Here is a 23352-nt window from a genome sequence, read left to right as displayed (position 1 = left end):
AAGGCGTGGCTTTGCTGCCGGCGCTTCCCGGCGCGCATGTGCGCCGCCCGGCATCAGGGCATCCGCAAAATCCCGGCGTAGTTTTGCGTAGACAATCATGGAAACAAATTCACCGTGAACCGGGCATGTCCAACCGCGAATGAAGTTCAGCGGACACGATCTGTCAGTATTGGTGAATAGACTTAGCAATCAGCGCAAGTGATCCAATATTGTGCCGATTCCAACAATTTTGCATAAGTTCCGCCGAACCTCGTGACAACAGCGCCGCCGGGCATCCGCCTGGTGGATCAACACGCCTGGCGGCCCATTTCCGCGAGCAGGAAGCGGTTTGCCATGGTCTTTTCAACGCCCTGAGGTGTCAAGAAATGGCGACTTTCTCCGTCACAGTGTCGGCCTACAACGCCAACGCGCCCTATTCGTCGAGCGATACCGTCACCCTGGCCGATACCGGTGCCAACATCGCCGCTCTGTCGGCAGTGGCCATTGGCAACCTTGCGGCGAACGGGATCGACAAGATCAACGCCACTGACAACGTGTTGAGCCTGAGCGTGGCCCAGTACCAGGCACTCGGCGTGGTCACGCTGGCCGCGGGCGATGTCATCACGCTGGCTGACACCAGTGCCAACATCGCCACGCTTTCGGCCACGGACATTGCCGCCCTGGCCGATGCCGGGATCGACAAGATCGACGCCACCGACGACGCACTGGACCTCACCGTTGCGCAGTTCCAGGCGCTGGGCACCGTGGCGCTGACGGCCAGCGACACCGTCACGCTGGTTGACACCGGAACGACCCTTTCGGCGCTCACCGCCACCCAGATCGCGGCCCTCGCCGCCGCCGGGGTGGACCAGCTCGACGCCACCAACAACGTCCTCTCGCTCACCCTTGCGCAGTACCAGGCGCTGGGCAGCATCACCGTGGCCGCGAACGATGTCCTCACCCTTTCGGGCACGGGCGCCAGCATCGGCGCGCTCAGCGTGGCCGAGATCGCGGGCCTTGCCGCCGCGGGCTTTGACAGGGTCAACGCCACCGACGATGTGCTGACGCTGAGCGTAGCGCAGTTCCAGGCGCTCGGCACCGTGGAACTGGCGGCGGGTGACGTCGTCACGCTGGCCGACACCGGCGCCAACCTTGCCGCGCTGTCGGCAGACGACATTGCCGCCCTGGCCGACGCCGGGATCGACAAGATCGACACGACCGACAATGTGCTCAGCCTGACCGTGGCCCAGTTGCAGGGGCTCGGAACGGTGGAACTGGCCAGCGGCGACGTGGTCACGCTTGCCGATACCGGCACGGCCATTGCCGCGCTTTCAGCCAGCGCCATTGCCGAGCTGGGCACGCTGGGGGTGGACCGCATCGATGCCAGCGACAACACGCTGAGCCTGACCGTGGACCAGGCCCAGGCGCTGGGCAGCGTGGCGCTGACCGCCAGCGACACGGTGACTCTGGCCGATACCGGCGCCAACCTCGCGGCGCTGACGACCGGCCAGATCGCCGCGCTGGCCAGCGCCGGCTTCGATGCGATCGATGCCACCGACGGCAGCCTGACGCTGTCGTTCGCGCAGATCGATGCACTGGGCACCATGGCGCTGACCGCAGGCAACACGGTGATCGCGCAAGGCACGGTGGCCGAAATCGAAGCGCTGACTCCGGCGCAGCTCGCTGCCCTGGCAACCGCCGGTGTAGACCTGCTCGGCCCGACCAACGGCGAGCCGATGCTGTCCGTGGCGCAAGGCCAGGCCCTGCTCACCAACAACCTGTGGCTGACCGGAAACACCGCCGTGCTGGCCGACACCGGCGCCGCGATCGCGGTGGTGAGCGGCACGGTGCTGGAAGACCTCTATCTCCACGGCGTGACCCGGATCGATGCGACCGACGATGTGCTTGCGCTCAGCGTCGACCAGGCGCTGGCGGTTGACCAGAGCGGCACCGCGCTGACCGCTGCCGATCTCGTTACCCTGGCCGATAGCGGCGCCACGCTGGCCGCGCTTTCGACCGGCGCGATCGAAGATCTGGCGCTGCTCGGCGTGGACCGGATCGATGCCAGCGACAATACGCTGAGCCTGACCGTGGCGCAGTTCCAGGCGCTCGACAGCATCGCCCTGACGCAAGCCGACAGCGTGACGCTGGCCGACACGGCCAGCAACCTCCAGGCCCTGTCCTCCGTCGAGATCGCCGCGCTGGCTGGCGCGGGGATCGACACGATCCATGCCACCGGAGGCACCCTGACGCTCACCGCTGCCCAGGCCCTGGCGCTGGGCAACGTAGCCTTGGTCGGCAGCGACACGATCGTTCTGTCGGATAGCGCCGCCCATCTGGAGGCGCTGTCCGCCATCGAGATCGCCGCGCTGGCTACGGCCGGGATCGACCGCGTCGAAGCCAGCGGCGGCAGCCTCGCGCTGTCCGTCGCGCAGGCCCAGGCGCTGGGCACGATCGCGCTGACCCCGGCCAACACCGTCACCCTGGCCGATACCGGCGCCAACCTGGCTGCCCTTTCGGCCACGGACCTGGCTGCGCTGACCACGGCCGGGATCGATGCGATCGATGCCAGCGACGACACGCTGAACCTGACGGTGGCACAAGCCGAGGCCCTGGCCGGCGTGACGCTGACCGTCGGCGACATGATCACCCTGGCCGATAGCGGCGCCAACCTTGCCGCGCTGGGCACCGCTGCCCTCGCCGATCTGGCCACACGCGGCTTCGATGGCATCGATGCCAGCGACAACGTGCTGACGCTTTCGCTGGAACAGGTGCAGGCGCTGGGCAGCGTGGCGCTCACCGCTGGGGATCTGGTCACCGTCGTCGCCACCGGCGCGCAGTTTGCCGCGCTTACGGCGCAGGACTTTTCCGATCTGGCCGCCACCGGGGTCGATGCCCTGGCCACGACCGACCATGTCCTTGCGCTCACCGTCGCGCAGATCCAGGCGCTGGGCGGCCTGGCCCTGGCCAGCGACGACACGATCACCCTGGCCGACAGCAGCGCGACGATCGCCGGACTGTCTGCGGCAACCCTGGCCGACCTTGTCGCCCAGGGGGTGGACCATGTTTCGTTCATCGACCAGTCCGGCGAATTCGATGCCGAACACGCGCTGGCTCTCACCGGCGCGACGCTCGCCGACGGCAGCACTTTGACTGTCCTGGATGATGCCGCCACGCTCCGGGCCTTGAGCCCCACGCAATGGGCTGCGCTGGCCGCCGTCGGCGCGGACACTTTTGCGACCAACAGCCAGACCCTGACACTCGATACCGCGCAGGCCCTGGCGATTGGCGACATGGTGCCGGCCAACGGCAATACTCTGGTGATCGAAGACGCGGGCGCCGCGATTTCCGATCTCACGCCTGCACAAATCGCCGCGTTCGCGGGCAAGGGCTCGGTGGTCATCCATGTGCAGGATGACGGCCTGGTCTTCACCAAAGCGCAGATCGACGCCAGCGAGGGAATCCAGTTCGTCGACGACAACGGCGCCACTCTGGCCGACAGCGCCAGCGTGCTCAATGCCTTGACACCGACGCAGATCGCCGCCCTGCTGGTCTATCCCTTCACCGCCGTGGGCGTCACGCAAGGGACACTGGCGTGGACCTGGGACCAGCTCGATGCCCTGGGCAACGCCACGATCACGGCGGCCAGCGATGCCACGCTGATCACCTCGCAAGATGCGCTGGACGGCACCAGCGCACAGACCCTGACCGGCCTTTCCGCCCTGGGCATCGATACCCTGGCGTCGGACCTCGGCACCTTGCAGGTCTCGCTCGACCAGCTCGATGCGCTGGGCAACGTGGTATTTGCCACCGGCGACACGGTCACCCTGGCCGATAGCGGCGCCGCGCTGGCAGCGCTGAGCCCTGTCGCCCTGAGCGACCTGGCGGCACGCGGGATCGACATCGTTGCGGTCACCGACAGCGCACTGTCGCTCAGCCTGGAACAGCTCGATGCGCTGGGCAGCGTGCGCGTGAGCGCGCAGGCCCTGTTCACTCTGGCCGATAGCGGCGCCCAACTGGGCATGCTGAGCGTGGCCATGATCGAAGCGCTGCACGATCTGGGCGTGGACGCGATCGATGCCACGGACAACCAGATCACGCTGGGCCTCGACGCATTCCGCGCGCTGGACGGCATTGCCTTCAATGCCAGCGACAGCCTGGTACTGGAAGACGATGCGGCCGCCCTGTCCACGCTGACCCAGGCCGATCTCGCGCGCCTGACCGATGCCGGCGTCAGCCTTGTGGTGGCCGACAACCTGCCGATGGTCGTGACGGTTGAGCAATATGTCGCGCTGCATGCCCTCGATGTCAGCGGCGCCGGCTATATCGTGACAGACACCGGCGCGGCGCTCGCCACGCTGCTCGCTACCCAGCTCACCGCCGCTGTGCAGGACGGGGTGCATCAGATCGATGCCACCGACGACGTGCTGACGCTGTCCTATGCCGAGTTCGCCGCACTCCAGGGTGATATTGCGCTGACGGCGAGCGACACGGTGACGCTGGAGCTCAGCGCATCCCAGCTTGCCGCGCTGACCCCGGCAAACCTGGCAGACCTCGCCGCCGCCGGGATCGATATCCTGGCCGATAACGGCGCGCTCGTGACCCTTTCCCTGGCGCAGTACCAGGCGCTCGACGGCATGACCCTGGCCGAGGCCAGCGATTTTGCGCTGGCGCTCACGCCTGCGGAACTGGCCGCCATGACGCCGGCCGAAATCTCCGGCCTTGCCGGCCATGGCATCGACTCGATCACGCTGGGCAACGCCAGCCCGTCGCTCACCCTGGCGCAGGCGCTTGCACTGGTTGACTTCAACCTGGAATCCGGCGCGATCGCGGTGATTGACAGTGCCGCGCACCTTGCCGGGCTGTCGCATTCGGACATTGCCACGCTCGACATGCTCGGCGTCTCGCAGATCCTGGTCAGCAGCGGCACCGTCGCGTTCGACCTGGCCGGGTTCGAGGCGCTGCGCCTGGCCGATATCGCGCTGATCAGCGCCGGGGACGTGACCCTGGCCGATACCCCCGCCACGCTCGGCAGCCTGACGCGCGAAGCGATCGATACGCTGGCCGCACAAGGCGTCACCATGCTGCACGCCACCGATGGCGAACTGGCGCTGCCGGTGGAAACCTGGTCGCGCCTGGTGCAGGACGGGATCGGCTTCGCGCCCGGCGAGCCCGTGGTGCTGGCCGATGCCGGCAGCGCGCTGGCGGTTCTGGGCGAGGAAACCCTTGCCACCCTGGCCGACAGCGGCGTGACCCGGATCGACGCCACCGACGATCACCTGACCTTGTCGTTCACGCAGTTCCAGGCGCTGGGCAGCGTCGCCCTGACTCAGGCGGACACGGTCACGCTGTGGTTCAACGGCGATGCGCTGGCCATGCTTTCCGCCCAGGATATCGCCGCGCTGGTGACGGCCGGGGTGGATCAGGTGGGCACGCTGGGCGAACCGCTTTATGTCGATCTCGCCACGCTGGGCCATCTGGCGGCTGGCGGACTGGCGATCGATCCGGACGTGACGGTGCGCGCCACGGTGAGTGCCGAGGAAATTGGCGCTCTCACGCCGTCCGACTTTGCCGCGCTCCAGGCCCAGGGCGTGGACATCCTCCAGGTTTTCGGCGCGCTGAGCCTGTCGGTGGCGCAATATGCGGCGCTGGGGACCATGGAACTGGCCGGATACGATGGCCGCGCCCTGGCCGACACCGGCGCCAATATCGCGGCGCTTTCGCCCGAGGCGCTGGAAAGCCTGGCGGCGCGCGGGGTTGGCCTGGTCGATGCCACGGACGGCACGCTGCATCTTTCGCTGGCGCAAGTCAGCGCGATGGGCGGCATGTATGTTGCCTATCAGGATCTGGCGGTGGTCGATCTCACCGCGCAACAGGCCGCCTCGCTCGACAACCAGACCCGCGCCATCCTGGGCCAGCATGGCATCGATGCCATTGCCATCACCCAGGGCACGCTGACGCTGGGGCTGGCCGATCTGTCGCGCTATGCCGATTACACCTTTGTGGGCGGCAATGTGGTGCTGGCGGAAACCGGCGCCACGCTGGGTGGCCTGGCGCCGTCGGAACTGGCCTGGCTGGCCGGGCGGGGGATCAGCGCGATCGACGCGCAGGACGATACCCTGACGCTGTCTCTGGCGCAGTTCACCGCGCTGGGGACCATGCGCCTGACCGCAGCAGACGATGTGACCATCACCGCCAGCGCGGCGGAACTGGCCACGCTTTCCCCGGCGGCGTTTGCCGCGATGGACGCCAACGGGGTCGATGCCGTGGAGATTTCGGACGGGGCGCTCAACCTCACGGCGGCACAGGCCGCGCAGCTCGGCAATGTCCAGTTGATCAGCAGTGGGTCCATCACGCTGGTCGATACCGGCGCTGCCATTGCCGCACTCAGCGTCGATGCGATCGCCGGCCTCGCCGGATCGGGGGTGACCGGAATCGACGCCACCACCGGCATCACCATCAACGCCAGCAAGTATGAAGCGCTGGGCGGCATCCGGTTCGCCTTGTCGGACGTGGTCACGGTGGCTTCGAACCACAGCTTCACCATGGGCGTGGACGTCGACAACGTCACGCTGACCGGCACCAAGAACCTGGTGGTGACCGGCAACAGCGGCGCCAACGTGATCACCGGCAATGCCGGGCGCAACACGCTGGATGGCGGCGCGGGCAACGATCGCCTGATCGGCGGGGCCGGGCGTGACGTGCTGACCGGCGGCGCCGGGGCGGACAAGTTCATCTTCCGCGACGGCGATTTCGGCGGCAACACGGCCAGCACGGCCGATCGCATCACCGATTTCTCGCGCGGGTCGAAGGACCTGATCTCGCTGATTGGGGTGGATGCCAACACCAACACCGTGGGCGACGATGCCTTTACCTGGATCGGCAACAGTGCGTTCCACCATGTCGCAGGCGAGCTGCGCTATATCCAGACGGCGGGCAACACCTATGTCCAAGGCGATACCAACGGCGATGGGCTGTCCGATTTCTGGATCCGTCTGGACGGCGTGATCAACCTCCAGGCTTCGGACTTCCAGCTTTGACGCCACTTGGCTAAAAGCCTGTCCACAGAACATCGGAAGGGGGACGCTGCGGCGTCCCCCTTTTTTGATTGCAACCAATCAATATCCGTCATCATCGCTAATTGCCCCTCCCCTACCCGCACTGGCCGTGATAAGGCGCGGGCCATATCCCGGCCCGCTGCCCTGTCTTTCCCGATGCAGGCGCCGCGCTGGCCCAAGACCCCGGCATGGCCCGGCAGGAGGCACGCGCGATGATCATTTCCGCCCCCACCGATTTCCGCCGCGCGGCCCAGCGACGCCTGCCGCCATTCCTGTTCCACTACATCGACGGGGGATCGGGCGCGGAAACCACCCTGCGCCGCAACGAGGCCGATCTCCAGCAACTGACGGTGCGCCAGAACGTGCTGCGCGACGTGGAGGGCCTGTCCACCGCCACCACCCTGTTCGGCGAAGACATGGCCTTGCCCTTGGTGCTCGCTCCGGTGGGGCTGACCGGCATGTATGCGCGGCGCGGCGAAGTGCAGGCGGCGCGGGCCGCCGCCGCCGCCGGGGTGCCGTTCACGCTGTCCACCGTCTCGGTCTGCCCGCTGGAGGAAGTCCAGGCGCCCTGCCCGCGCCCGATCTGGTTCCAGCTCTATGTGCTCAAGGATCGCGGCTTCATGCGCAACGTGCTGGAGCGGGCCAAGGCGGCGGGAATCAAGACCCTGGTGTTCACCGTGGACATGCCCCTGCCCGGCTCGCGCTATCGCGACGCGCATTCCGGCATGTCTGGCCCCAATGCCGCGTTCCGCCGCATGGTCCAGGCGGCAACGCATCCCGGCTGGGCATGGGACGTGGGCCTGCGCGGCCGCCCGCACGATCTGGGCAATATCTCGCACTACATGGGCAAGCCGATGGCGCTGGGCGACTACATCGGCTGGCTGGGCGCCAATTTCGATCCGGCGATCGGCTGGAAGGATCTGGAATGGATCCGCGCGTTCTGGGACGGGCCGATGATCGTGAAAGGCATTCTCGAACCCGGCGACGCGCGCGACGCCGTGCGCTTTGGCGCCGATGGCGTGGTCGTGTCCAACCATGGCGGGCGCCAGCTAGACGGCACGCTGTCGTCGGTGGCGGCCCTGCCGCGCGTGGCCGATGCCGTGGCGGGAGACTTGCGCATCCTGGCCGATTCCGGCGTGCGCACCGGGCTCGATGTGGTGCGCATGCTGGCCAGCGGGGCGGATGCGGTGATGCTGGGCCGCGCGTTCATCTATGCCCTGGCCGCGCGCGGTGGCGCGGGCGTAAGCCAGTTGCTCGACCTCATCGCGCGCGACATGCGCGTAACCATGGCCCTGACCGGCGCCCGCACCGTGGCCGATCTGGGCGCACATACCCTGGCGCAGGGCGCCTAAGAGCCCGACCCAAAAGTCCTGCGGGTCGCCTTGGCGGGTCTTTTGCGCCACCGCTACGTCGGCTGCTCGCCACGATGCTTCCAGCATCGCTGGGCTCCCAGCCTTCTTGCGGTGACCCAAAATCCCTCGCCAAACCTCCGCCGCCAGACTTTTGGGTCGGGCTCTAAGCGTCGGAAGGCGGCGCGTAGAGGCCCAGCATGGCATCGAGCAGCGGCAGGCTGCGTTCGGCCAGACGTGCCGGGGTCCGCCCGGTCACCAGCCGCACTTCGCGGATCAGGTGGGACTGGTCATAGAAATGGTCCGCCATGCTGGCCACCTGCTGTGGCGCGGTGCGCGGATCGGCCAGCAGGGCTGCGGCGCGCAAGGCGCGCTGCCGCCGGGCGAGTTGCTTGGGCGGCAGGCCGAAATAGCGATCGACCAGCCGCTGCAACTGGCGCGGCGAATAGCAGGCATCGCGATAGAGATCGTCCAGGGACGGCGATGGCGCCCGGCCCAGCCACGCCTCCACCTCTGCCACCAGGCGCACATGCGGCTCGGGCAAGGCGTGCAACCGCGCGGCGAGCACCGGCGCCGCCCGCGCCACCAGTTCGGCCAGGGCAAAGGGCTGCACGGCATGGCCCTGGGCCAGCTCGATCGCCAGGCGCCGCACCCCGCTGCCCAGCAGTTCGCCGGCATCGCGCAGCCGATTGCCCAGGTCCGCAGCAGAGCGGCCGCCGGTGAGCGCAGCCCAGCCGAGCGGCGAGAGCAGCGTACCGAACACCTGCCAAGGACCGGCCAGCTCGATCCGCGCCGCCGTGCGCAACGGGGTGACCAGGCTGGCGCAATGGCTGGCATCGGCAACACCGCCCGTCAGGCGCAGCGTGCCCGCGCCCTGAAGGAACAGCGCCAGCACGCCAGGGCCGGCCGGCAGCATGTCGACCCGTTCCGGCGCTTGGCCGCACATCAGGAAAAAACGCCCGACATAGGGCGCCAGCGGTGGTGGCGGCGCCTGATAGGCGATGGTCAGCGCGGCCGGATCGACCAGGTCCCTACCCTCGCCAGCCACCAGCCGTTGCAACGGGACGACGCCGGTCATCGTGGCAACCGGTCCGTCTGCCGCTGCTGTGATCTATCCTCTGGAGCCATCCTGCCAGCGACCATTCAAGTCCCTGTGCTGTCAAGACGAACCGCCCGATACTTCCAGAATGGAAGAAAAAACGGCGGCCAAGCCCAGGGGCCAAGCCGCCGTGAAGTGGAGAACCCGATACATTCCTGCACCGAGCCCTTCGGGTCGCAGGGCGGGACTAAGCGATGGGCCGATTCCCGGATTGTATGGATTCGACAAAATCGGTGGCATCCGCGCCACAGGAGAGAAGTTTTCGCCCCCTGCCGCATTCCCAATCCATCACAACCGCGTTTTGCGACTTGGCGTCACGCGCCGGGACCGCAATAGGGAAACCCCGTTCCCCGATCGCTCCCAACGCATGGCCCGGTAATGCTCTATCGTCTTGCACGCCCTTTGCTTTTTCGTTTGCCGGCCGAAACCGCCCACACCATGACGCTGCGGACGCTGGCGCTCTGGCCACAGGGCGGCCGCGCTGCGCCGGAACCCGCCCTGGCCCAGCGGGTGGCAGGAATCGTCTTTCCCAATCCGGTGGGCCTGGCGCCCGGATTCGACAAGAACGGCGAAGTGCCCGATGCGCTGTTCGGGCTGGGCTTCGGTTTCGTCGAAATCGGAACGGTTACGCTGCGCCCGCAGGCCGGCAATCCGCGCCCTCGCCTGTTCCGCCTGGTCGAAGACGAAGCTGTGATCAACCGGATGGGCTTCAACAACGACGGCGCCGATATTGTCGCCCGCCGCCTGACGCAGCGCCTGGGCCGCCCCGGCATCGTCGGGGCCAACATCGGGGCCAACAAGGATTCGCCCGATCGCGTGGCCGACTACGCGGAAATGACGCGGATCATGGCGCCGCTGGCCACCTATCTCACGGTCAACATCAGCTCGCCCAACACGCCGGGCCTGCGCGCGCTGCAAGACGAAGGCGCCCTCAGCGCCCTGCTCGATGCGGTGATCGCCGCGCGCGGGCCGCACAAGACGCCGATTTTCCTCAAGCTGGCCCCCGATCTCCAGCATTCCGACATCGATGCGATCTGCCGCATCGCGCTCGACAAGCGGCTCGATGCGCTGATCGTCAGCAACACCACGATCACGCGCCCGGACGGCCTGCGCTCTTCCCATGCCGGGGAAAGCGGCGGCCTGTCCGGCAAGCCGCTCGTCCCGCTGGCGCTGGACACGCTGCGCGCGTTCCGCCGCGCGACCGGCGGCGCCATCCCGCTGATCGGCGTGGGCGGCATTGCCAGCGCGGAAGACGCCTGGCAGCGCATCCGCGCCGGGGCCAGCCTGGTGCAGCTTTACAGCGCCATGGTGTTCCGCGGCCCCAAGCTGGCGCAGGCAATTGTCTCTGGCCTGGCCCGTCGCGTGCGTGCCGAAGGCATGACAAGCATTGCAGAGGCGGTCGGGACGGAATAGCGAATGGCACCATGACTTTGCGCCGCCTCCCCCCGTTTGCCACCGCCCCTCTGGCGGTTCTTGCCACCCTGGCCCTCGCCGCCTGCCAGACAATGCCGGCCAGCCCGCCCGCGACGGGCGCAGCGCCGGCCGCCGCGCTCGCGCCCGGCCGCACCGACGGCGCCGATGTCGGCCGCCAGGGCCTGGTTTCCGCCGCCGATCCCCGCGCCGCCGATGCCGGGGCGCAGATGCTGCGCCAGGGCGGCTCGGCCACCGATGCCGCGCTGGCCACGATGCTGGCCTTGACCGTGGTGGAACCGCAAAGCTCGGGCATCGGCGGGGGCGGTTTCCTGGTCATGGCCGATGCAGCCGGCCAGGTGGACACCATCGACGGCCGCGAAAAGGCACCGGCCGCCGCCACGCCGCAGTGGTTCTTCAAGGACGGCCAGGCCATGGCCTTTCCCCAGGCGCGGCCCGGCGGGCGCAGCGTGGGCGTGCCCGGCTCGCTGCGCCTGGCCGCGCTGGCCCATGCCGAACATGGCAAGCTGGCGTGGCACCTGCTGTTCGCCCCGGCAATCAAGCTGGCGCGCGACGGCTTTGCCATCACTCCGCGCCTCTATCATGCCCTGGCCGACAATCCCGAAATCGCCGGGCTCGATCCCGCCGGCCGCGCCCTGTTCTATGGCGCCGATGGCCAGCCGCTGCCGGTGGGCACGGTAGTGCGCAACCCGGCGCTGGCCGATACGCTCGAAGCGCTGGCCAGCAAGGGCGCTGACTGGTTCTACAGCGGCGCCAATGCCCAGGCGATCGCCACGAAGGTCGGCACCGCCCCGGTCAATCCCGCACCGATGACCACGGCCGACCTTGCCGCGTTCAAGGCCGTGCCGCGCCCGCCGGTCTGCGGGCGCTATCGCCAGTATCGCATCTGCTCGATGGGGCCGCCCTCGTCGGGCGCCACCACCGTGCTCGCCACGCTGGGCCAGCTCGAACGCTTCGACCTGTCCGCGCTCGGTCCCGACAGTCCGGTCGCCTGGCATCTCCTCGCCGAAAGCGAGCGGCTGGCCTATGCCGATCGCGACCAGTACCTGGCCGATCCCGATTTCGTGCGGGTTCCGGTCGCCGGCCTGGTCGATCCGGCCTATCTGGCGCAGCGTTCGCAGCTCATTTCCGCGCAGACCGCGCTGCCCCGCGTTACCGCCGGGGTGCCCGCCGGGGTCAAGACCGCGCTGGCCCCGGCCCGGCCACAGCCCGAGCATGGCACGTCGCACTTCGTCGTGGTCGATCGCTGGGGCAATGCCGCCAGCTATACCTCGACGGTGGAAAGCGCGTTCGGTTCGGGCCTGATGGCCAACGGCTATTTCCTCAACAACGAGTTGACCGACTTCAACCTCGATCCGATGCGCGATGGCCAGCTCACGGCCAACCGCGTGGAAGGCGGCAAGCGGCCGCGCAGCTCGATGTCGCCCACCGTGGTCTATGGCCCGGATGGCCAGATCCGCCTGGTGGTCGGTGCGGCCGGCGGCGCAACGATTCCCGCGCAGGTGATCCGCGCGCTGATCGGCGTGCTCGACTGGCACCTGACCGCGCAACAAGCGCTGGCCCTGCCCGTGCTGTTTGCCCCGGGTGACCGCGTCTGCGTGGAACAGGGCAGCCGCCTGGAAACGATGATCCCCACGCTGATCGCCATGGGCCACACCCAGACCCAGGCCTGCAAGATGCCGCTGAAAGCCAACGCGATCGAGCGCGTGGGCAATCGCTGGCAGGGCGCCGCCGATCCGCGCAGCGAAGGTGCCGCCATCGCGGAGTAAATAGGGCGTCGACCAAGTGCCAACCCGGCCACCTTTGGCGGCCGGGTGACATCGCCCAAACCACGCTTGCCGTAGCGGAACACCCGGCCTAGCTATCCGTTTTGGGAACTGGCCCCGGCGCGGGCCAGGTGGGAGAGTTTGCGTGTCCGTGCCTAAGACCTCCGTAGCGGAGAACAAAGCCATCGCCGCCGTGGCGCAACTGGCGGAAATGCCCAATCTGGTCAGCCTGTTTCTGGCCCGTGCCGCAGAGCAGGGAGAGGCGCCGTTCCTTTCCGCCAAGCGCGAGGGCGCCTGGGTGGCGCAATCCTGGCGCGCCGTGGCCGATCAGGTTTGCCTGCTGGCCCAGGCGCTGCGCGGATTGGGTCTCAATCCCGGCGACCGGGTCATGCTGGTGTCGGAAAACCGCCCGGAATGGTGCATCGCCGATATCGCGATCATGGCCGCCGGGCTGGTGACGGTGCCCACCTACACCACCAACACCGCGCGCGATCACCTGCACATCCTGGAAAATTCCGGCGCGCGGGCGATCATCGTCTCCAATGCCAAGCTGGCCCAGCCGCTGCTCGCCGCCGCGCTCACCGCCTCTTGCGCCGAGCACGTGATCGGCATGGAGCCGCTGCGCCAGCAACAGGCCGGCACGCTGCATTTCCACGACTGGGACGCCTTGGTGCAAGGCGATGCGGAGGCCGCCCGTGCCGCCGTGGCCGAGCGGCTCGGCACGATCCGCCGCGAAGACCTGGCCTGCATCATCTATACCAGCGGCACCGGCGGTGCCCCGCGCGGGGTGCGCCAGCACCATGGCGCGATCCTGGCCAATGTGGCCGGCGCGGCGACAATCCTGGCGGAGGATTTCCATCTGGGGGACGACCAGTTCCTCTCGTTCCTGCCGCTGTCCCACGCCTATGAACACACCGGCGGGCAATGGCTGCCGATCGGCGTGGGCGCGCGCATCGCCTATGCCGAAGGCCTGGAAAAGCTGGCCAGCAATATCGAGGAGGTGCGCCCCACGATCATGGTCGTGGTGCCGCGCCTGTTCGAAGTGCTGCGCGCGCGGATCATCAAGCAGATCGAGAAGCAGGGCCGCCTGGCCAACTGGCTGATGGACCGCGCCCTGGCGATTGCCGCGCACCAGGAGCAGACCGGGCACCTGCGCCTGATCGACAGGCCGCTCAACCTGCTGATCGAACGCACGCTGCGGCCCAAGGTGCGCGCGCGGTTTGGCGGGCGCATCAAGGCGCTGGTCTCGGGCGGCGCGCCGCTCAATCCCGAAGTGGGTCTGTTTTTCGAAGCCATGGGCCTGACCATGCTGCAAGGCTATGGCCAGACCGAAGCCGGCCCGGTGATCGCCTGCAACCGCCCCGCCGCCGGCATCCGCATGGACACGGTCGGCCCGCCGCTGGCCGGTGTGGACGTCCAGATCGCGCCCGATGGCGAAATCCTGGTGCGTGGCGAGCTGGTCATGCACGGCTATTGGCACAACGATGCCGAAACCGCGCGCGCCATCCAGGACGGCTGGCTGCACACCGGCGACATCGGCCATATCGACAGCCAGGGCCGCATCAAGATCACCGATCGCAAGAAAGACATGATCGTCAACGACAAGGGCGACAATGTCTCTCCGCAAAAGATCGAGGGCATGCTCACGCTCCAGCCCGAAATCGCCCAGGCCATGGTCTCTGGCGACAAGCGGCCCTATGTCGTGGGGCTGATCGTGCCCGATGCGGAATGGGCGATGCAGTGGTCGGTGGACAACGACGCGCCGCACGATCTGGCGCGCCTGGCCGATCTCCCCGCGTTCCGCAGCGCGGTGCGCGAAGCGGTGGACCGGGTGAACCGCGATCTTTCGGTGATCGAGAAAGTCCGCCAGTTTACCCTGGCCGACGAGCCCTTTGCCATTGCCAACGAGGAATTGACCCCCTCGCTGAAAATCCGCCGCCACAAGATTCGCGAACGCTACGGCGCGCGGCTCGACGCGCTCTACAAGAGCTGACGCATGGGATAAGGCTGGCGAGCGGGCGCGCGTTCGCTAAGACAAGCGCATGCCCGATCGCTCCTCCCGCGCCACCATCCTTGGCATTGCCGCCACGCTGGCCGGCCAGGTCTCGGGCAATCTCGGCGCCGCCTTTGCCAAGCAGTTGTTCCCGCTGGTCGGCGCGGGGGGCACCACGCTGTTGCGCGTGGCGCTGGCGGCCTTGGTGCTGATGGCCTGGCGGCGTCCGTGGCATCGGCCGGTGCCGCGCGCGCTGTGGGCTGCCCTTGCCGGCTATGGCGCGATCCTGGGCATCATGAACGTGCTGATCTATCAGGCGTTTGCCCATATCCCCATCGGCATTGCGGTGGGCGTGGAAGTGATGGGGCCACTGGCCATTGTGCTTGCCGCCTCGCGCCGGCCGCGCGATTTCCTGTGGCTGGCCTGCGCGGTTTCCGGCCTGGCGCTGCTGCTGCCATGGCATCCCGAGAAAGTTCTGGCCGAGAAGGTTCTGGCCGGGCAAACGCTTGATCCGCGCGGGCTGCTGCTCGCCGGCGGTGCGGCGGTGTGCTGGGCCAGCTATATCGTTGCCGGGCGGCGGGTGGCGGCGGCGCTGGGCACCGATGCCGTGGCCTGGGGCATGGTCGTGGCCGCCGTGATCGTGGTGCCGCCGCTGCTCGTGCTGACCGGCTCTCCGGCGCTGGCCTCGCCCCAGGCGCTGGGCATGGGCCTGGCCATTGCCGTGCTGTCGAGCGCGCTGCCCTATGGGCTGGAAATCGGAGCGATGCGCCGCCTGTCCGCGTCGCTCTTCGGCATGCTGCTCAGCGCCGCGCCCGCCGTGGCCGCGCTCACCGGCTGGGCGCTGCTGGGCGAGCGCCTGACGCCCGACCAATGCCTGGCAATCGGCCTGATCGTGCTGGCCTGCGCCGGCACGGCGGCCACCAGCGCCCGGCCGGCGCCGCGTCAGGCCGCTTCTTCCAGCGGCACGAAATCGGGATAGAACGTGGGCGCGCGGGTGGACCAGCCGGGCGCCGTGGCCGCTGCCTCGCTGATCGATTGCAGCAGGTCCTTGCGGCGCAACGGGCGGATCTGCGGCAGCGCCGCCGCCCCGCAGAACGCCGCCGGCAGCCAGGGCCGCGCGTCGGCAGCGAGAAGCCGCTCGTAGAGAAAGCGATAGGCGGAAAAGCCGTCCAGCCGGTCCTGCCCCAGATCGAACGCGGTCACGCGGATCAGCGCGCCCATGAAACGCTCCATGCCATCGGCCGCCGGGCCATCGGGCAGCATCGTGCGCAGCAGCTTGAGATCCTGATAGACCACGTATTGCGTGCGGATCGCCGCGGTTTCGGCCGCCGTGCGCGCCCAGACCTGGAACGCATCGCGCCGGCCCAGCCCGATGTCCAGGCTGCGCCGGATATAGCGCTGGGTCGCGGCAGGAAAACTGGCAAACTCGCGCAGTTCGTTGAGCAACTGGGTCGCGGTCTGGCTGTGGGACATGGCGCACTCCGATGCGGCTGGCCCGCGCCTTTGCGGTGTCACCTGCCGACCAAGACACGCTACGCCGGTCTGGTTACCCCGGCATTAATCCTTCCCTGCGCAGGGCCACCGCCCCCCGGGTTATGCCGCCGTGCACCAACCCCGCCCGATCAGCCCAGCAGCCACGATCCCAGCAGGCGGTGAAACGGAAACGTGAAGAAGCCGGCGACCAGCAGCGCGCCGATCACCATGCCATGCACCGCGCGGCGATGACGCGCCACGTTGTGCTGCCGCGCCGCCCGCCACAGGATCGGCACCTGGACCAGGGTATAGACCGACAGCAGGTGGATCACCGAAAAGCGCCCCGGCCCGGACACGTGGATGAACAGCGAGATGGCCGCCGTGGCCAGCATCGCCACCACCCACACCGTGCCCAGCGTGCGATGCCGCCGGTCACCACGCCGGCCCAGCAGCATCACCGGGGTCAGCGCGGTGGCCAGCAGGATCGTGGCCAGGTGCAGCCAGATCAGCGCCGGCACCGCCGTCCACTGCGCCTGCCCGCGCAGGATCGCCGCCACGGCGGCCGTGAACAGGATCACCGCGCCGGCCGAGAGCACCCGATCGATCGGTGCTGGCCGCACCAGCGCGGCCCGGTCCTGCAATCCGTCAATCCCCATCACTGTCCCCTGCAACCATCCGTTACAGGGCCAACCTGTGGATCAGTTTCGCGTATAGCGGAAGTACCAGATTTCATGGCCCTGGGCGCGCGCCTTGGCGGCATAGCGGGTTTCGGGCCAGCCGCTGGGGCGCTGCTGGAAATCCTGCGGCCCTTGCGCCAGCCAGCGGAACTGGTCGGTGTGGCGGCGCATGACCATCAGCGCGTGGCGCAGGTAGATCGGGTGGTCGGTGCCAAAGCGGAACTCGCCGCCCGGCTTCAGCTTGCGCGCGAACAGGTCCACCGGCCCGTCGTTCATCATCCGGCGCTTGGCATGGCGCGCCTTGGGCCAGGGATCGGGATGGAGCAGGTAGAGGAACGACAGCGCGCCATCGGGCACGCGCTCCAGCACTTCCAGCGCATCGCCGTGGTGGATGCGCACGTTGCCCAGCGGCGGATGCGCGCCGTTGTCGCCATCCACATGGGTCAGGGCCTGGGCCACGCCATTGAGGAACGGCTCGGCGCCGATGAAGCCGTGGTCAGGCAGCAGATCGGCGCGATAGGCCATGTGCTCGCCGCCGCCAAAGCCGATCTCGAAATGCAGCGGGCAATCGTGGCCGAACAGCGCCTGTGCCGTCACCGGCCCTTCCGCCGGCACCGCGATGCGCGGCAGCAGGGTATCGACAAGCGCCTGCTGGCCCTGGCGCAGGGGCTTGCCCTTGGCGCGGCCATAGAGTCGGTTGAGCGTGGTCGGATCGCCGGATTTGTATGCCGTCATGGGGCGCAGCCGATGGCAGGGGCGCGCGCGCCGGTCAATGCCCGCTGCAAAAACCGCACGGTTTCGCTTGATCTGTGATCGATCTTGGCAATGATCGCCGCCATGGCCACACCCTCGCCCCGCTTCGCGTCGATCCCGCGCCCGCACACCTATTATTCCGCCAGCCTGGACGATGATATCGCCTGGCCCGTGCTGGAAGGTGATCACAGTGCCGACGTGGTGGTGATCGGCGGCGGCTTCACCGGCGTGAACACCGCGCTGGAGCTGGCCGAGCGCGGCCATTCCGTGGTGCTGGTGGAAGCCAACCGCGTCGGCTGGGGGCAAAGCGGGCGCAACGGCGGCCAGGTGACCGGCAGCCTTTCGGGCGAAGGCGAATTGCGCAAGCAATGGAAAAGCCGCCTGGGCGCGGAGCTGGACGATTTCATCTGGTGGCTGCGCTGGCACGGGCAGGACGTGATTGCCGCGCGCGTGGCGCGCCACGGCATCGCCTGTGACCTCAAGCGCGGGCACATCCACGCCGCGATGAAGCCGGCGCACATGGCCGAACTGGAAGAAACCTTTGCGCAAGGCTGCGCGCGCGGCATGGGGGACGATCTCGTGCTGCTCGATGCCGCCGGCGTGCGTGATCACCTGGAAAGCCCGCTCTACTGCGGCGGGCTGCTCAACACCCGCAACATGCACCTCCATCCGCTCAAGCTCTGCCTGGGCGAGGCCAAGGCCGCCGAGCGGCTGGGCGTGCGGATCTTCGAGGGATCGGCGGTGCTGGACATCGTCCACGGCTCGCGCCCCCAGGTGGTGACCGCACATGGGCGCGTCACCGCCGCCCAGGTGATGATCGCCGGGGACGTCTATCACAAGCTGGAGCGCAGGCGGCTGTCAGGCCTGATCTTTCCGGCCGTGGGCGGCATCGTCACCACGGCGCCGCTAGGCGATGTGGCCAAGGCAATCAACCCGCACGATCTTGCGGTCTATGACTGCCGCTTCGTGCTCGATTACTACCGCCTCACGGCCGACGGGCGGCTGCTGTTCGGCGGCGGCGCCAACTATTCCGGCCGCGAATCCCGCTCCTTTGCCGACGAGTTGCGCCCGGCGATCGAGGCAACGTTCCCGCGCCTGAAAGGCGTGAAGATCGACCATGCCTGGTCCTGCGCCATGGGCATCGTGATCAACCGCGCGCCGCAACTGGGCAAGCTGGCCGACAACGTGTGGGTTGCCCAGGGCTATTCCGGCCATGGCGTCGCCACCAGCCATGTCGTGGCCGAAGTCATGGCCGAAGCCATTTCCGGCACGATGGAACGGTTCGACGTCTTCGCCGCGCTCAAGCCGGTGCGCCTGCCGCTGGGAGACCGGCTGGGCAACCCGCTGCTGGTGCTGGGGATGCACTGGTACAGGCTGCTGGAAAACCTGCGATAGACGGACAGCCCGCGTCAGTCGCCGGCCACGCTCATGCCGTCGATGCGCAGCGTGGGCACGTCGATGCCGCGCTCGATCTTGAGATCGCTGGCCGGGATCATCGCCGCGAACATGTCCAGCAGGTTGCCCGCCACGGTGAATTCGGCGATCGGGCCGGCGATTTCGCCGTTGACGATGCGGAAGCCGGCGGCCCCACGGCTATAGTCCCCGGTCACGCCGTTGACGCCATGGCCGATCAATTCGGTGACATAGACGCCATCGGCAATGTCGGCGATCAGTTCGGCGCGGCTGAGCGTGCCGGGTTCGATCACCACGTTGCCCGCCGTCACGTGCGGTGCGCCCGATCCCCCGCGCGAGGCATGGCCGGTGGGCGTGGCGCCAAGCTGGCGCGCGGCGGCGCTGTCCATCAGCCAGCCGGTGAGGCGCCCGGCATCGACCAGCTTGCGCGCAGCAGTGGGCAGGCCTTCGCCATCGAACGGGCGCGACCGCAGGCCGCGCCGGCGCAGCGGATCGTCGGTGATCGTCACCCCGGAATCGAATATCTGCGCGCCGTCCTTGTCCAGCAGGAAGCTGGCGCGGCGGGCAATCGCCGATCCCGCAATCGCGCCGAGCAGGTGGCCGACAAGCGAGGAACCCACGCGCGGATCGAACACCACCGGCATCATGCCGCTTTTCACCCGGCCGGGGTCGAGCCGCGCCACGGCGCGCTCGCCCGCCTCACGCCCGATCTGCGCCGCATTGGGCAGATCGGCGGCAAAGCGCGTGCTGGCCCAGGCATAGTCGCGCTGCAAGGCGCCACCTTCGCCGGCGATCACGCTGGCCGAAACCGAATGGCTGCTGGCGGCATAGGCGCCGGCAAAGCCATGGCTGGTGGCCAGCGCCACCACGCCGCGCCCGCTGCTGGCACTGCCGCCTTCGCTGTTGGTCACCCCCGCCACCGCGCGCGCCGCATCCTCGGCTTCCTCGGCCAGGCGGCGCAGGTCTTGCGGGGCAGGCTCGGCCGGATCATCGAGATCGAGATCGGGGTAAGGCGCCCGCGCCAGCAGGGCGGCATCGGCCAGGCCGGCAAAGCGATCGGCCGGGGCCGCCCGCGCCATGGCCACGGCGCGGCTGGCCAGTTCATCCAGCGCGGCATCGGCCAGGTCGGTCGATCCGATCGAGGCGGAGGCACCCTCGACGAACACGCGCAGGCCGATATGCTCGGATTCGGAACGTTCGACGTCTTCCAGCGCGCCAAGCCGCACGCTGACGCTTTCCGCGCTGCTCGCCAGGTAGACCGCATCGCCGGCCTGTGCCCCCGCGCGCTGCGCGCGTTCGATCAAGGCCTGGCAGCGTTCCTGGGCCTGGGCGGGGGTCAACATCGGCGGCGCACTCCACTAAGCCCGGCCGCGCTTGGCCGGGGTAGGCAGCACCTAGCCGTTGCAATGCGCTGCGGCAATCAGCGAGCGATGAGCACGACCAACCCCTTGATCGCCACGGTGACCAGCAAGGGCAGGCCGATCGAGATCGCCCAGATCGTCAGGCGCGTGCGCGTCAGCGCGGCCGACAGGGCCGGCGGATCGTCGGCCAGAATGGCAGCAGTGGCGTCCCAGCGCTTTTCCAGGCGGCGATAGAGCGGGATGATCGCCCCCACCAGCACGACCAGCGCCATTATCGGCAGCAGCGTGTTGTCCAGTTCTTCCAGCGCGCGCATCGTCAGGAAGATCTGTAAGGCGGTATACACCATCAGGCCAAAGGCCACCGCGTTGCTGATCTGCTTGTGCGCAGCCTCCAGCCGCAGGGTGCGGTCGCCTGCGGAGTCCTGCATGGCGGTGAACGGCCTGGTCATGATCCCCCTCCGGTGCAACGTTCGGAACACATAAGACCATGCACCCGCCCGGTGCGCAAGTTTTGTCGCGGCCATGCACCAATCGCGCCAATCCCGCCGCGATGGGGTTTGCCCCGGCGGCGGACCGGGCTATGAGCAGGGCATGACTGGCTCTTCCCCCGCGCTTGCGTCTGACCCCGCCACCACCACCACCACCATGGGCGGCGCTGCCGTTCCGATCCCGCAGGGAGGGTTGGAAGTGGTGTCCATCGCCAAGTCCTATGACAAGCGGGCGGTGCTGACCGACATCTCGCTGTCGGTGGGCAAGGGTGAAGTGCTCGGCCTGCTCGGCCCCAACGGCGCGGGCAAGACCACCTGCTTCTATTCGATCATGGGGCTGGTGCGGCCGGATTCCGGGCGCATCCTGCTCGATGGCGTGGATATCACCAAGCTGCCGATGTATCGCCGCTCCGTGCTGGGGCTGGGCTATCTGCCGCAGGAAACCTCGATCTTTCGCGGCATGACGGTGGAGCAGAACATCGCCACCGTGCTCGAACTGGTAGAACCGGACAAGGCGACTCGCGCCGCCGAGCTGGACCGCCTGCTCGACGAATTCGGCCTGACGCGGCTGCGCGCCAGCCCGGCCATGGCGCTCTCGGGCGGGGAGCGCCGCCGTTGCGAAATCGCCCGCGCCCTCGCCGCGCGCCCGTCGATCATCCTGCTCGACGAACCCTTCGCCGGGATCGACCCGCTGTCGATCAGCGATATCCGCGACCTGGTCAAAGATCTCAAGAAGCGCGGCATCGGCGTGCTGATCACCGACCACAACGTGCGCGAAACGCTCGATATCGTCGATCGCGCCTGCATCATCTATGGCGGGCAGGTGCTGTTTGCCGGCAGCCCGGAAGCCCTGGTAGCCGATCCCAACGTGCGCCGGCTCTATCTGGGCGAGGGCTTCACGCTGTGAAACACGGCGCCTTTTGCCGTCTCTTTACCATAGGCGGCTGATACCGCCGCCATGGCTCTTGGTCCCCGCCTCGATATCCGCCAGTCGCAATCGCTGGTGATGACGCCGCAGCTCCAGCAGGCGATCAAGCTGCTGGCGCTGTCGAACCTGGAGGTGGAGACGTTCATCGGCGAGGCGCTGGACGCCAACCCGCTGCTGGAAATGGGCGAGACCGCGCCTGGCGGCCCCGGCGAGGAAGCGCCGGTCGACGAAGGGCGCCGCACCCACCTCGAATCGAGCCCGGTGGACCAGTTGGTGGGCGAAGGTCGCGCCGCCGAAGACCGCCCGCTGGACATCGATCCCGCCGCGCTGGACTTGGACCGCGACACAGGCGACGGCGCCGCCGCGCTGGCCGATGCCGCCACGCCGGGCTTGCGCGAGGCGGGCAGCATCGGCAGCGAAAGCGGCGGTGGCAGCGGTGAAGGCCCCGATATCGACGAGCGCGGCGCCGGCGCGGCGTCGCTTGCCGAGCATCTCCACGCGCAGATCGGGGCGACCACGCGCGATCCCCAGGCGCTGTTCGTTGCCCGCTGGCTGATCGACCAGCTCGACGAGACCGGCTATTTGCGCATGACCCTGCCCGAAGTGGCCGAGACACTGGGCCTGCCGCTGGCCAGCGTGGAACAGGCCCTGGCGCTGGTCCAGACGCTCGACCCCACCGGCGTAGGCGCGCGCAGCCTGGGCGAATGCCTGGCGCTCCAGGCGCGCGAGGCGGATCGCTATGACCCGCTGATGGCGCGCCTGCTCGACAATCTCGACCTGCTCGGGCGCGGCGAACTGGCCCGGCTGCGCCGCCTGTGCGGGGTGGACGAGGAAGACTTTGCCGACATGCTGGCCGAGCTGCGCGGCTATGATCCCAAGCCGGGCCTGCGCTTTGGCAGCGGCCCGGCTGAGGCGATCACGCCCGATATCCTGGTCAGCGCCGCGCCCGATGGCGGCTGGGCCATCGCGCTCAATCCGGCCACCCTGCCCCGCGTGCTGGTCAACCGCAGCTATTATGTGGAAATGCGCCGCGCCTGCGTGGGCAAGGCGGCGCGCGCCTGGCTGGGGGAACGGCTTGCCGATGCCAACTGGCTGGTCAAGGCGCTGGACCAGCGGCAGAAAACCATTCTCAAAGTGGCGGCCGAGATCGTCAAGCAGCAGGACGGGTTCTTTCGCCATGGCGTCTCGCACTTGCGCCCGCTGACCCTGCGCACCGTGGCCGAGGCGGTCGAAATGCACGAAAGCACGATCAGCCGCGTCACCTCCAACAAGTATCTCCACTGCCGGCGCGGCACGTTCGAGCTGAAGTACTTCTTCACCTCGGGCGTTGCCGGCACCGATGGCGAAGGAGTTTCGGCCGAAGCGGTGAAAGCCGCGATCCGCCAGTTGATCGATGCCGAAGAACCCAAGGCGATCCTGTCCGACGATGCGCTGGTCGATCTGCTCAAAGCGCGCGGGTTCGATCTGGCGCGGCGCACCGTGGCCAAGTATCGCGAGGCGATCGGGCTGGGCAGCTCGGTGCAGCGGCGTCGGCAAAAGGCCCTGGCCGGTGTGCGCTGAACCCCGGCGAGAGTCTTTCTGCGG

15 protein-coding genes are annotated in these 23352 nt (G+C 68.4%); 9 read left to right on the top strand and 6 right to left on the bottom strand.

The genetic code is table 11. The features are described 5' to 3' along the window. The first annotated feature begins 365 nt into the window (after positions 1 to 365). Positions 366 to 7019 (top strand): calcium-binding protein, encoded by a 6654-nt coding sequence (locus tag IE191_RS03425; protein WP_191323010.1) that lies wholly within the window; start codon positions 366 to 368, stop codon positions 7017 to 7019. Positions 7020 to 7249: 230 nt separating this feature from the next. After that, positions 7250 to 8389: an FMN-dependent L-lactate dehydrogenase LldD gene (lldD, locus tag IE191_RS03420; RefSeq protein WP_191322931.1), complete on the top strand. Its 1140-nt coding sequence runs from the start codon at positions 7250 to 7252 to the stop codon at positions 8387 to 8389. Positions 8390 to 8552: 163 nt separating this feature from the next. Here the strand turns inward: lldD and IE191_RS03415 are convergent, their stop codons facing one another. Beyond that, the gene (locus IE191_RS03415; protein WP_191322930.1) at positions 8553 to 9464 is read right to left on the bottom strand and encodes a helix-turn-helix domain-containing protein; all 912 of its coding nucleotides are present in this window, start codon (positions 9462 to 9464) and stop codon (positions 8553 to 8555) included. A gap of 399 nt (positions 9465 to 9863) precedes the next feature. On the opposite strand from IE191_RS03415, the gene IE191_RS03410 reads away from it, so the two are divergent. The 4 genes from IE191_RS03410 (at position 9864) to IE191_RS03395 (ending at position 15654) form a co-directional block, all read left to right on the top strand. Further along, positions 9864 to 10898: a quinone-dependent dihydroorotate dehydrogenase gene (locus tag IE191_RS03410; RefSeq protein ID WP_191322929.1), complete on the top strand. Its 1035-nt coding sequence runs from the start codon at positions 9864 to 9866 to the stop codon at positions 10896 to 10898. 11 nt (positions 10899 to 10909) lie between these two features. Next, a complete protein-coding gene (gene ggt, locus IE191_RS03405) occupies positions 10910 to 12685 on the top strand; it encodes a gamma-glutamyltransferase (protein ID WP_229815077.1) in 1776 nt (591 codons plus the stop codon). Between the two features lie 208 nt (positions 12686 to 12893). Continuing rightward, positions 12894 to 14675: an AMP-dependent synthetase/ligase gene (locus tag IE191_RS03400; protein WP_191323002.1), complete on the top strand. Its 1782-nt coding sequence runs from the start codon at positions 12894 to 12896 to the stop codon at positions 14673 to 14675. Positions 14676 to 14724: 49 nt separating this feature from the next. After that, on the top strand, positions 14725 to 15654 hold the full coding sequence (locus IE191_RS03395) for an EamA family transporter (protein ID WP_191322928.1): 930 nt from the start codon (positions 14725 to 14727) through the stop codon (positions 15652 to 15654). On the opposite strand, the gene IE191_RS03390 is transcribed toward IE191_RS03395, so the two are convergent. The 3 genes from IE191_RS03390 to trmB all read right to left on the bottom strand — a co-directional run bounded on the left by IE191_RS03390 (position 15618) and on the right by trmB (position 17560). Then, positions 15618 to 16148: a hypothetical protein gene (locus IE191_RS03390; RefSeq protein ID WP_191322927.1), complete on the bottom strand. Its 531-nt coding sequence runs from the start codon at positions 16146 to 16148 to the stop codon at positions 15618 to 15620. The genes IE191_RS03395 and IE191_RS03390 overlap by 37 nt on opposite strands. A gap of 149 nt (positions 16149 to 16297) precedes the next feature. Then, a complete protein-coding gene (locus IE191_RS03385) occupies positions 16298 to 16804 on the bottom strand; it encodes a DUF2306 domain-containing protein (RefSeq protein WP_191322926.1) in 507 nt (168 codons plus the stop codon). 42 nt (positions 16805 to 16846) lie between these two features. After that, positions 16847 to 17560, bottom strand: coding sequence for a tRNA (guanine(46)-N(7))-methyltransferase TrmB (trmB, locus tag IE191_RS03380; RefSeq protein ID WP_191322925.1), 714 nt, complete (start codon positions 17558 to 17560; stop codon positions 16847 to 16849). Between the two features lie 102 nt (positions 17561 to 17662). Between trmB and IE191_RS03375 the strand changes: the two genes are divergently transcribed. Next, positions 17663 to 18973, top strand: coding sequence for an NAD(P)/FAD-dependent oxidoreductase (locus IE191_RS03375; protein ID WP_229815076.1), 1311 nt, complete (start codon positions 17663 to 17665; stop codon positions 18971 to 18973). Positions 18974 to 18987: 14 nt separating this feature from the next. Here the strand turns inward: IE191_RS03375 and IE191_RS03370 are convergent, their stop codons facing one another. Together IE191_RS03370 and IE191_RS03365 are read right to left on the bottom strand one after the other, a co-directional pair. Then, the gene (locus IE191_RS03370) at positions 18988 to 20334 is read right to left on the bottom strand and encodes a TldD/PmbA family protein (protein ID WP_191322924.1); all 1347 of its coding nucleotides are present in this window, start codon (positions 20332 to 20334) and stop codon (positions 18988 to 18990) included. Between the two features lie 77 nt (positions 20335 to 20411). Further along, positions 20412 to 20801: a hypothetical protein gene (locus tag IE191_RS03365; RefSeq protein WP_191322923.1), complete on the bottom strand. Its 390-nt coding sequence runs from the start codon at positions 20799 to 20801 to the stop codon at positions 20412 to 20414. A 196-nt stretch (positions 20802 to 20997) separates the two neighbouring features. Between IE191_RS03365 and lptB the strand changes: the two genes are divergently transcribed. Both lptB and rpoN read left to right on the top strand, forming a co-directional pair. Then, complete coding sequence (gene lptB, locus IE191_RS03360) at positions 20998 to 21747, top strand: LPS export ABC transporter ATP-binding protein (protein WP_191323000.1); 750 nt, start codon at positions 20998 to 21000, stop codon at positions 21745 to 21747. Between the two features lie 51 nt (positions 21748 to 21798). Next, complete coding sequence (gene rpoN / locus IE191_RS03355) at positions 21799 to 23328, top strand: RNA polymerase factor sigma-54 (RefSeq protein WP_191322922.1); 1530 nt, start codon at positions 21799 to 21801, stop codon at positions 23326 to 23328. The last annotated feature ends 24 nt before the right edge of the window (positions 23329 to 23352 follow it).

The organism is Novosphingobium pokkalii, from assembly GCF_014652855.1.
Classification (GTDB): domain Bacteria; phylum Pseudomonadota; class Alphaproteobacteria; order Sphingomonadales; family Sphingomonadaceae; genus Novosphingobium; species Novosphingobium pokkalii.
The sequence above is the reverse complement of the archived record's forward strand: the minus strand, read 5'-3'. Positions and strand labels throughout refer to the sequence as shown.